The following is a 9,668-nucleotide window of genomic DNA, read 5'->3' on the forward strand; positions in this document are numbered from 1 at the left end:
AGAGAGATAAGGAACTGAATAAAGGTATGTAGTGATGATGGTGGAGGTGTATGTTTGTGTCTGAATCCAGCGCAACAACTGAGATTTTGGTAAAATTACCGCAGCATCTTTTAAGTGAATTAGATGGATTTGTTAAACAGGAAAACGTAAACCGCAGCGAATTTATTTATCAGGCTACAAAAATGTTTTTGCGTGAGAAGAAAAAGAGACAAATTCGTGAATCCATGAGACGAGGCTATATGGAAATGGCCAAAATCAATCTAACCATTGCTTCTGAAGCTTTCCAAGCAGAATACGAGGCAGAACACACAGTCGAACGTTTAGTCAGCGGAGGATAATCCCTTGATTGTCAAACGTGGTGACGTCTATTTTGCAGACCTATCCCCAGTTGTTGGGTCAGAACAAGGCGGTGTGCGCCCTGTCCTGGTCATCCAAAACGACATCGGGAATCGGTTTAGTCCCACAGTCATTATCGCAGCGATCACAGCTCAAATCCAGAAAGCGAAGCTTCCGACACATGTGGAAATTGATGCGAAGCGGTACGGTTTTGAACGAGATTCGGTTATCTTATTGGAACAAATCCGCACGATAGACAAACAGCGTCTAACCGATAAAATTACCCATCTCGATGACGAAATGATGGAAAAAGTGGATGAAGCCCTTCAGGTAAGTTTAGGTCTTATCGAATTTTAATCAAGCACGCTCTTTGGAAGGGCGTTTTTTTGTAACTGCAAGCATGGGGCCTGGCAGCCAGGCCTTATACATAACCAATAAAATCAAACGGATGTGTTCTGTAATGGCAAGCCTATGGCTTGTCTTTTTTTTAGCCCCCCATCAGCCAATCGGCGTGAGCAGCTAAATCTTCTCCAGTTCTTCAGGAATTGGACTTTGGTGTTTTCGGCAGCCCTAGGAAAACAGACCCTATACCATTGAAAATAATGGAAGGAATTTATGGATATCCGCATGTTCCGCTCCGGTTCCATAAAAGAAGCATGGGTCCTGAAGAGGCGGGACTCGGACATTTGCATGAAAAAACTTCCGATGCTTGGATGATATAATTAGAATTATCAAAAAAATGTAAACGATTGCGGAGAAGTAGTATCATTTGACGAACGAAAACTGTTATCATTAAATGGAGATATATGAACTTGAAATGGAGATATTGGAAGTTGGATGGATGAAGCTTTTTTTACAGTTTTAAGTTTGGTTTACATTCAGCTGAAAATGGGTAAAATCAAATTTTTGTGTGATAAAATTGGGGGTATGGAAGGAATGAATCATTTGATTTCGAATTATATTCAGGAGCATAAATCGGAAATCCTGGATGAGTGGATAGATACGACGAAGGAAGAGGCTGATGACCGCGTTGTGAGGCTTGTCTCGAATCAGGTGTTCAATGCGACAAGCAAGGAGTTCATCGATTTGATCATTTCCAATATGAAAGATTCGAACGAAGAATACAACTCAAGGCTGACGGATTTTGCAGAGAAAGTTGTCCGTCTTGGATGGCCGCTGACATTCGTGACTAAAGGCCTCCATACCTTCAATTTAATCGTGTTCAAAGGCATGCAGAAGGAAGGGGTCGTCACGCCTGAGAACCAGATGGATCTCATTTATGAATTTGACCGCTGGTCGACGCCGATGAACAATGAAATTGTAAGCGTCTATTCTTCAACATGGGAGCGCACGGTTTCCCTGCAAAAAATTGCGCTCCAGGAACTTTCTGCCCCGCTGATTCCAGTATTTGATGGGATTACGGTCATGCCGTTGGTCGGGACCATTGACACGGAGAGGGCGAAGCAAATCATGGAAAACCTGCTGAAAGGTGCAGTGAAGCATCGTTCCGAGGTTGTGCTTATTGACATTACTGGAGTGCCGGTTGTCGATACGATGGTTGCCCACCATATTATCCAGGCAGCGGATGCCGTCAGGCTGATTGGCGCGAAATGCATGCTTGTGGGAATCCGTCCGGAAATCGCGCAGACAATCGTCAACCTAGGCATTGATTTGAACCAGTTCACAACGAAAAATAATTTGAAAAAAGGGATCGAAGCAGCCCTTGAATTGACCAATAAAAAAATTGTCGCAATGGAGGGATCGAAGTGAGAATACCTATCCTCAAACTCGATGATTGTCTTTTAGTCTCCATCCAATGGGAACTTGATGACCATACCGCTCTTCAATTCCAGGAGGACCTGCTCCATAAAATACACGAAACAAGCGCGAACGGTGTAGTCATTGACTTAACTTCGATTGATTTCATTGACTCTTTCATCGCCAAAGTGCTTGGGGACGTCATCAATATGTCCAAGCTTATGGGGGCAATAGTGGTACTAACAGGTATCCAGCCTGCAGTCGCCATTACATTAATTGAATTGGGGATTGGCCTGGATGATGTCCTGACTGCATTAGACTTAGAAAAAGGTTTGGAGAAATTACAACAGGAATTGGGGGAATAGCTGAATGGACATCCAATCCTGCGTTACGATCATAAACGAGTGGGACATCGTAGCAGCCCGCCAGCTTGGTCGGAATGTTGCGAAAGAGCTTGGCTTCGGTACGGTTGACCAAGCTAGAATTACGACTGCCATCAGTGAATTGGCAAGGAATATCTATTTGTACGCCGGAAAAGGACAGATTTGCATTGATAAACTGTATGACGGCGGTAAAGCGGGATTGCGAATCAATGCGGTCGATAATGGACCTGGAATAAAAGAAGTACGCCAAGTCATGGAAGATGGCTATTCAACGTCGGGAGGACTTGGAGCCGGCCTTCCCGGGGTAAAAAGACTCATGGATGAATTCGACATCGATACATCTCCAGGGCAAGGGACAAAGATAATAGCGACTAAATGGCTCCGTTAGGGGGAAACAGTATGGATTTCCGAGAAATGATGGAATCAAAGTATCGGGATATTCTTGACAATTATATAAAAGAGCAATCAGAGCAGGCTTTGTATGCTGGCCAAAAATTCAGCCGCAAATCAATCGAGCACAAAATTGCGCCTGAGGAAATCATCAGCCTTCATAAAAGTCTGCTAACTGAGATGTACCCGGACCTTCCGGAAGACATCATGCATTCCTTCGACATTCTCCTTGAAGTGATGATCGGATATGGGATTGCTTACCGTGAACATCAAAGTTTGAGGCATCAGCAGGAAGAGCTGCGATCGGAGATGGAAATCGCAGCTAATGTCCAGCAAACATTGCTTGGGACCAAGATTCCTTCGGTGCCTGGAATCGATATAGGCGCCATAAGTGTGCCAGCAAAGCATATGAACGGAGATTATTTCCACTTTGTACAGGACGAAAACAACAATATAAGCGTTGCGATTGCTGATGTCATTGGGAAAGGCATCCCGGCCGCGCTGTGCATGTCCATGATCAAGTATGCGATGGACAGCTTGCCTGAGAACCGGCTGGACCCGAGCAGCATCCTTGAGAACCTGAACAGGGTAGTCGAGCAAAACGTCGACCCAAGCATGTTCATCACGATGTTCTACGGGATGTACAATCCGTCCAATAATGTTTTTTATTATGCTTCTGCAGGGCATGAGCCAGGATTCTATTACGATGCCGTGACGAAGGAATTCACGGAGCTTTCAGCGCGCGGGCTGCTTCTTGGCGTTGAAAAACGGACGAAGTACACCCAGTATGAAAAGAAAATCCACCAAGGGGACATGGTGATCCTGATGTCGGATGGGGTCACGGAATGCAGGACGGATGAAGGGTTCATCGAAAAGGAAACATTAATCGGCTATATCAACAAATACATCCACTTAGACGCTCAGGAAATTGTCAATAATATCTTTAGGGAACTGGAAAAGCTTCAGCACTTCCAACTGCGTGACGATTTTACCTTAATTATTTTGAAAAGAGATGTTTAATTGTATGCGTACCGGGTAAATCTAAATGGCAATTGAAATGTAAAGGGTGGGTCGATTATGAATATCACAATAGATGTAAAAGAAACAGAATCCGTGTTAACAGTCAAGGTTAACGGTGAGATTGACGCATATACAGCTCCAAAACTCCGGGAAACTCTTTTTCCTATGTCTGAAAAAGAGGGCGTGAAAATGGTTGTAGACCTATCTGAGGTCAATTATATGGATAGTACTGGGCTAGGAGTGTTTGTAGGAGTGTTCAAGAATATCCGGGCGCATAATGGAGAGTTCAAAATCATCGGTTTGTCCGATCGTTTGCAAAGACTTTTCGAGATCACCGGCTTATCTGATATTATCGATATAAACAGCCAGATAGAGGGTGGAGTGCAATGAGCCAGTCATTCGACTATATTGAGATGAAAATCCCGGCTAAGCCGGAATTTGTTGGCGTCATCCGCCTTACACTTTCCGGAATCGCAAGCCGCATGGGTTTTTCTTATGATGAGATTGAAGATTTGAAGATCGCTACGAGTGAAGCCTGCACAAATGCGGTTCAGCACGCTTATAAGAATAACGAAAATGGCGAAGTGATCATTGGATTCGGATTATATGAAAACCGTCTTGAAGTGATGGTCGCAGACAATGGCCAAAGCTTTGATTTCCATTCAGCACGCCAGGGCCTTGGGCCATATGATCAGAATAGTTCAGTGGAATTCCTTCGTGAAGGAGGCTTGGGGCTGTATCTGATCGAAACGTTGATGGATGAGGTTCGCATCCATCATAAAGAGGGTGTCACGGTCTTTATGACTAAGTACCGAGAAGGAGAGCAGGTGGAGAGAGATGCAGAGACAATCTCAACCTAAGCAGCGCTCAAAAGAAGAAATCAATGAGTTGATCAAAGCTTATCAGCTTCATGAAGATGCAGACGCCCAAAATGAATTAGTTCTTCATTACCAGAACCTAGTTGAAACCATTGCAAGGAAATATTCAAAGGGACGTTCATTCCACGAAGACATTTTCCAGGTTGGAATGATCGGTCTTTTAGGCGCGATTCGCCGATATGACGAAACGTTCGGAAAAAGCTTTGAAGCATTTGCCGTTCCGACCATCATCGGTGAAATCAAAAGGTTCTTGCGCGATAAAACATGGAGCGTCCATGTCCCGCGCCGGATCAAAGAATTAGGCCCGAAAATCAAGACGACAGTAGAGGATTTGACAACGGAGCTTCACCGATCGCCAAGGGTGGAAGAAATTGCGGAAGCCCTTCAGGTCTCGGAAGAAGAAGTGCTGGAAGCGATGGAAATGGGCAAAAGCTACCAGGCTCTGTCGGTTGACCATTCTATCGAAGCAGATTCCGATGGCGGGACGGTTACGCTCCTGGATATCGTCGGGAACATCGATGAAGGCTATGAAAAAATCAACCAGAGATTGGTGCTTGAAAAGGTCCTCCATGTCCTGAGTGAACGGGAAAAGTTAATTATCCAATACACCTACCTGGATAATCTCAGCCAGAAGGAAGCTGGAGACAAACTCGGGATTTCGCAAATGCATGTTTCAAGGCTCCAAAGAAGAGCGATCAAGAAGCTCCAGGAAGCCATCCATGCGGAAAACAGCAGTTCGGAGTATATTACATGATCCAGCAGTTGAAAGACAAGATAGAACTGTATGCTTACCAGACAATCAAGGAAGGCAAATCGGAGTGCGGCGACAGCTATTTTTATACTGCGACCGATGAGTACTTTGTCTGTGTGCTAGCTGATGGATTAGGATCCGGGCCATATGCCCACGAGGCTTCTGCGGCTGTAGTTAATGTGGTCGAGGAACATCACCACGAAGACGTGAATACATTAATGAGGTACTGCAACAACACTTTGGTCCAGAAAAGAGGGGCAGCTGTCTCGATTTTCAAGGTTTATTTTGAGGCAAGAGAATTCGTCTATAGCTGTGTAGGAAACATCCGCTTCTTTCTCTATTCGCCAAAGGGCAAACTGACCTATCCGCTGCCCGTGACAGGTTATCTATCCGGGAAGCCACAGGTATTCCACACCCAAAGGTTCATGTTCGAACCTGGTTCGAAGTTTCTCATTTACTCTGATGGATTTGATATTCATGGTGCAAAATCACTCCTGAAGGGATACCGATCAATCGCGGCAATCGCCGAAGAGATCAAGAGTATTTATAAAAATACGAATGATGATGCAACTTTTATAGTAGGAAGCTTACTTTAAGCAGTAGGCTTCCTTTTATTTTTCATTGTTGATTGAAGTGAAAGGCGCGTTTCATCGAAAAAGCTGCCAGCTTCCTTCATGCAGGTTAACTCATGGAAGCATATTAAACGTCCCGCCGTGGGAGATCCCGCTGGCGTGCCAAGCGACGAAGAGCGATGGATAGCCGGCGGAAAACAACTTGCGCCTGGAGCTTAAATCAATCCAACATAGAACTTTTTCTAAGCTCAATTGTAATAGAGTGATTTATTCAGTGCAGCATGATGCCTATAAACATGCTGCCGGTTTTGGTAAAATGTAATGAGAGGCAGGGCATCCCTTGCCAATTTAAGGATATGGAGGATTGTCTCTTGAATCGAACAATGGAAAAGCAGGACCAGTACGTTAAAAACATTGCCAGAGAGCAATCATTGACAGCCAAACAAGTAGAAAGCGTTATATCGCTTATTAGCGAAGGAAATACGGTGCCATTCATAGCGCGTTACCGAAAGGAAATGACCGGAGCGCTTGATGAAGTCCAAATTCGTGATATCGTTGAAAGATGGCAATACATACAGAACCTTAAACAAAGAAAAGAAGAAGTCATTAGGCTGATTGAGGAGCAGGGAAAACTCTCTGATGAACTCAGGACAAACATCGAAAAAGCAATAAAACTTCAGGAAGTCGAGGATCTTTATCGGCCATATAAGCAAAAAAGAAGAACGAAGGCAACAGTTGCCAAGGAAAAGGGCCTGGAACCATTTGCGTTATGGATGCTTGAATTTCCCGCAACAGGAAGTCTTGATGCAAAGGCAGAAGAATTTTTATCTGAAGAAAAAGGTGTCGATACCAAAAAGGAAGCGGTCTCCGGGGCAAGGGATATCATTGCGGAAATGATTTCAGACGATGCGGAGAGCAGGAAATGGATCCGTGCGGAAACCTTCAAGGCTGGATCCATTGAATCGGCCGTGAAAAATGAAGAGCTGGATGAAAAGAATGTTTATGAAATGTATTATGAATACTCCGAACCTGTGAACAAAGTCGTTCCCCATCGGATCCTTGCACTGAACCGCGGCGAGAAAGAAGATTTATTAAGAGTTTCGATCAAGCCGAAGTCAGAAGCGATCATCAGCTATTTGCAACGGAAATGGATCAAGAACCGGGACTCGATTGCAGCTGCTGCAGTGGGTGAGGCGATTGAGGATGCATATAAGCGCCTGATCCAGCCGGCGATCGAACGCGAAATCAGGAATGAATTGACAGAAAAGGGCGAGGAGCAGGCAATCCATATTTTTTCAGAAAACCTCAGGAAGCTCTTGCTGCAGCCGCCGTTAAAAGGAAAAATTGTCCTCGGGGTCGACCCGGCATTCAGGACAGGCTGCAAGCTGGCAGTGGTTGATGAAACAGGGAAGGTCTTGTCCATAGGCGTCATCTACCCTCACACCTCAGCTTCAAAAAACACGGATGCCCGCAAGAAACTCATCAACATCCTTAAGGATTACAAGGTGGAGATGGTGGCGATCGGAAATGGCACTGCTTCACGGGAAACGGAGCTATTCGTCTCGGATATCCTGAAGGAGCTGGATGAGGAGATTTTCTACTTGATCGTCAACGAAGCGGGGGCGAGCGTCTATTCAGCGTCCGACTTGGCCCGCGAGGAATTCCCGGATTTCCAGGTGGAAGAAAGGAGCGCTGTCTCAATCGCGAGAAGGCTTCAGGATCCGCTTGCCGAGCTTGTGAAGATCGATCCAAAATCAGTCGGTGTTGGCCAGTACCAGCATGATGTCAGCCAGAAGAAGCTGTCAGAGTCACTAACCTTTGTTGTCGAAACAGCGGTCAACCAGGTTGGCGTCAATGTGAATACCGCCTCTGCATCCCTGCTCCAGTACGTATCCGGCCTGTCAAAAACAGTCGCCAATAATATCGTCAAGAAGCGGGAAGAAGAAGGGAAGTTCACTAGCCGTACACAGCTGAAGAAAATCCCGCGCCTCGGCGCAAAAACATATGAACAGGCAATTGGCTTCCTGCGTGTAATCGACGGCAAAGAGCCTCTCGACCGGACCGGCATCCATCCGGAGAGTTACGGGGAAGTGAAGAAGCTGCTGGACAGCCTTCGCTTCAAGACAAGCGATCTGGGGAGCGAAGAGTTAAGGGTGGCGCTCGGGAAGATTGACATCGAAAAGACAGCGGGACAAATCGGAATCGGCAAACTGACGCTGAAGGATATCATTGATGCGCTAGTAAGGCCAGGACGCGATCCGCGGGATGAACTTCCGGCACCTTTGCTAAAAAAAGACGTCCTGAAGATGGAGGACTTAAAAGCGGGAATGGAGCTTCAAGGAACAGTCCGCAATGTCGTGGACTTCGGCGCATTCGTCGACATTGGCGTGAAACAGGATGGCCTCGTCCACATCTCGAAGCTAAGCAACCGATATGTCAAGCATCCGCTTGATATCGTATCAGTAGGGGATGTCGTCACCGTCTGGGTTGACAGCGTTGACCAAAAGAAAGGCCGCATCGCCCTGACCATGCTGAAACAGGAATAATAGAAAGACTGCAGCTTGCCGGCTGCAGTCTTTTATTAGAGCACAGCTTTCCCCTATGCGATTGAAAATAGAACGCAAGGTAATACAGCTAAATTGGAGCGAACGAGAATGAATCGACCATATATATGAAAGCCGATTCTATTCAGAGTCCTTGTTTGTTCCTATAGAAAAACCAGCATTGGTTCAAAAGCTTGATTTGGTAACGGTTCTTTTCGTAGAAGGCTCTTTTCATTTGATTCTGGAACCAGACGGGCATAATAATACCTCCTTGAAGAATGGCCTGAAAAGGTATCATTAATATATGCTATAATGGGTTGTCATGTTAACGGGAAAAAGGAAGGCGTTTTAAGTATGAGGATGACAGACCAGGAATTGCACAATCTTGTTGTGAAACTTTCCAGGGAAGAATTCAATAAGCCATTCCGGCACAAAGCTTTTTTCAATCCCAGGCTCCGGACAACGGGCGGCCGCTATATGCTGCGAAGCCACAATATAGAAATCAATAAGAAATACTTTGAACAATTGGGTGAACAGGAACTGATCGGGATCATCAAGCATGAATTATGCCATTACCACCTTCACTTGGGAGGGAAAGGGTACAAGCATCGAGACAAAGATTTTCGTGAACTTTTAAAGGAAGTGGGAGCTCCGCGATACTGTTCCATTCTTCCTGAGGAAAAAAACAAGAAAAGAAAACGAAAAATCCTCGTTTATCAGTGCAGCGCCTGCAAATTGATTTACGAAAGAAAAAAATCGATCAATACAACCCGGTACGTTTGCGGAAAATGCAGAGGGAAGCTTGTGAAAATAAAGGAAACTACAATCGAATGAACATCTTTGCGGGGTTTTAAAGAAGCCGTGTATGACTCGGACAACTTCTTAAAAACCTTCTTGACTTTTACTAGGCACCTTTTTATAATAGTAAGAGTCGACAAGACAATGGCATGTAAAGTGTTGATTATTCCGCAGTAGCTCAGTGGTAGAGCACTCGGCTGTTAACCGAGCGGTCGTAGGTTCGAATCCTACCTGCGGAG

General features: G+C 45.3%; 13 protein-coding genes and 1 tRNA gene. 13 read left to right on the forward strand and 1 reads right to left on the reverse strand.

Going from position 1 to position 9,668, the window contains the following annotated elements:
• Positions 1-56: 56 nt before the first annotated feature.
• From JJQ88_RS16610 to JJQ88_RS16660, 11 genes are all read left to right on the forward strand, one after another.
• Entirely contained in the window at positions 57-338 is a 282-nt protein-coding gene (locus tag JJQ88_RS16610) for a CopG family ribbon-helix-helix protein (RefSeq protein WP_031308192.1), read from the forward strand.
• Between the two features lie 4 nt (positions 339-342).
• The gene (gene ndoA / locus JJQ88_RS16615) at positions 343-693 is read left to right on the forward strand and encodes a type II toxin-antitoxin system endoribonuclease NdoA (protein ID WP_041967053.1); all 351 of its coding nucleotides are present in this window, start codon (positions 343-345) and stop codon (positions 691-693) included.
• A 579-nt stretch (positions 694-1,272) separates the two neighbouring features.
• Positions 1,273-2,106 (forward strand): RsbT co-antagonist protein RsbRA, encoded by an 834-nt coding sequence (locus JJQ88_RS16620; protein WP_210367153.1) that lies wholly within the window; start codon positions 1,273-1,275, stop codon positions 2,104-2,106.
• Positions 2,103-2,459, forward strand: a complete 357-nt coding sequence (locus JJQ88_RS16625) for an STAS domain-containing protein (protein ID WP_349237153.1) — start codon at positions 2,103-2,105, stop codon at positions 2,457-2,459. Before JJQ88_RS16620 ends, JJQ88_RS16625 begins: the two co-directional genes overlap by 4 nt.
• A 4-nt stretch (positions 2,460-2,463) precedes the next feature.
• A complete protein-coding gene (locus JJQ88_RS16630) occupies positions 2,464-2,865 on the forward strand; it encodes an anti-sigma regulatory factor (protein WP_210367154.1) in 402 nt (133 codons plus the stop codon).
• An 11-nt stretch (positions 2,866-2,876) separates the two neighbouring features.
• Positions 2,877-3,887: a PP2C family protein-serine/threonine phosphatase gene (locus JJQ88_RS16635; RefSeq protein ID WP_210367155.1), complete on the forward strand. Its 1,011-nt coding sequence runs from the start codon at positions 2,877-2,879 to the stop codon at positions 3,885-3,887.
• 57 nt (positions 3,888-3,944) lie between these two features.
• The gene (locus tag JJQ88_RS16640; protein WP_210367156.1) at positions 3,945-4,277 is read left to right on the forward strand and encodes an anti-sigma factor antagonist; all 333 of its coding nucleotides are present in this window, start codon (positions 3,945-3,947) and stop codon (positions 4,275-4,277) included.
• Positions 4,274-4,747, forward strand: coding sequence for an anti-sigma B factor RsbW (gene rsbW, locus JJQ88_RS16645; RefSeq protein ID WP_210367157.1), 474 nt, complete (start codon positions 4,274-4,276; stop codon positions 4,745-4,747). The genes JJQ88_RS16640 and rsbW overlap by 4 nt, the downstream gene beginning before the upstream one ends.
• Positions 4,725-5,519 carry an RNA polymerase sigma factor SigB gene (gene sigB, locus JJQ88_RS16650; protein ID WP_210367158.1) on the forward strand — a complete coding sequence of 265 codons (795 nt, stop codon included), beginning with the start codon at positions 4,725-4,727 and terminating at the stop codon, positions 5,517-5,519. Before rsbW ends, sigB begins: the two co-directional genes overlap by 23 nt.
• Positions 5,516-6,112 (forward strand): PP2C family serine/threonine-protein phosphatase, encoded by a 597-nt coding sequence (locus JJQ88_RS16655; RefSeq protein ID WP_210367159.1) that lies wholly within the window; start codon positions 5,516-5,518, stop codon positions 6,110-6,112. Before sigB ends, JJQ88_RS16655 begins: the two co-directional genes overlap by 4 nt.
• A 359-nt stretch (positions 6,113-6,471) precedes the next feature.
• The gene (locus tag JJQ88_RS16660; RefSeq protein ID WP_210367169.1) at positions 6,472-8,634 is read left to right on the forward strand and encodes a Tex family protein; all 2,163 of its coding nucleotides are present in this window, start codon (positions 6,472-6,474) and stop codon (positions 8,632-8,634) included.
• A 142-nt stretch (positions 8,635-8,776) separates the two neighbouring features.
• On the opposite strand, the gene cmpA is transcribed toward JJQ88_RS16660, so the two are convergent.
• Positions 8,777-8,890: a cortex morphogenetic protein CmpA gene (gene cmpA / locus JJQ88_RS16665; RefSeq protein WP_210367160.1), complete on the reverse strand. Its 114-nt coding sequence runs from the start codon at positions 8,888-8,890 to the stop codon at positions 8,777-8,779.
• A 101-nt stretch (positions 8,891-8,991) separates the two neighbouring features.
• Between cmpA and JJQ88_RS16670 the strand changes: the two genes are divergently transcribed.
• Both JJQ88_RS16670 and JJQ88_RS16675 read left to right on the forward strand, forming a co-directional pair.
• Positions 8,992-9,465: a SprT family protein gene (locus tag JJQ88_RS16670; protein WP_210367170.1), complete on the forward strand. Its 474-nt coding sequence runs from the start codon at positions 8,992-8,994 to the stop codon at positions 9,463-9,465.
• A 131-nt stretch (positions 9,466-9,596) separates the two neighbouring features.
• Positions 9,597-9,668: transfer RNA gene (locus JJQ88_RS16675), tRNA-Asn, on the forward strand.

Origin of the sequence: Bacillus sp. REN3 (assembly GCF_017912555.1) — a bacterium.
Lineage (GTDB): Bacteria > Bacillota > Bacilli > Bacillales > Cytobacillaceae > Mesobacillus.

Excerpts from the sequence above, each read along its gene's own strand:
- JJQ88_RS16655 (WP_210367159.1), top strand. The coding sequence starts at position 5,516 with ATGATCCAGCAGTTGAAAGACAAGATAGAACTGTATGCTTACCAGACA.
- JJQ88_RS16630 (WP_210367154.1), top strand. The coding sequence starts at position 2,464 with ATGGACATCCAATCCTGCGTTACGATCATAAACGAGTGGGACATCGTA.
- JJQ88_RS16620 (WP_210367153.1), top strand. The coding sequence starts at position 1,273 with ATGAATCATTTGATTTCGAATTATATTCAGGAGCATAAATCGGAAATC.
- JJQ88_RS16660 (WP_210367169.1), top strand. The coding sequence starts at position 6,472 with ATGGAAAAGCAGGACCAGTACGTTAAAAACATTGCCAGAGAGCAATCA.
- JJQ88_RS16640 (WP_210367156.1), top strand. The coding sequence starts at position 3,945 with ATGAATATCACAATAGATGTAAAAGAAACAGAATCCGTGTTAACAGTC.
- sigB (WP_210367158.1), top strand. The coding sequence starts at position 4,725 with ATGCAGAGACAATCTCAACCTAAGCAGCGCTCAAAAGAAGAAATCAAT.
- JJQ88_RS16635 (WP_210367155.1), top strand. The coding sequence starts at position 2,877 with ATGGATTTCCGAGAAATGATGGAATCAAAGTATCGGGATATTCTTGAC.
- cmpA (WP_210367160.1), bottom strand. The coding sequence starts at position 8,890 with ATGCCCGTCTGGTTCCAGAATCAAATGAAAAGAGCCTTCTACGAAAAG.
- JJQ88_RS16670 (WP_210367170.1), top strand. The coding sequence starts at position 8,992 with ATGACAGACCAGGAATTGCACAATCTTGTTGTGAAACTTTCCAGGGAA.
- rsbW (WP_210367157.1), top strand. The coding sequence starts at position 4,274 with ATGAGCCAGTCATTCGACTATATTGAGATGAAAATCCCGGCTAAGCCG.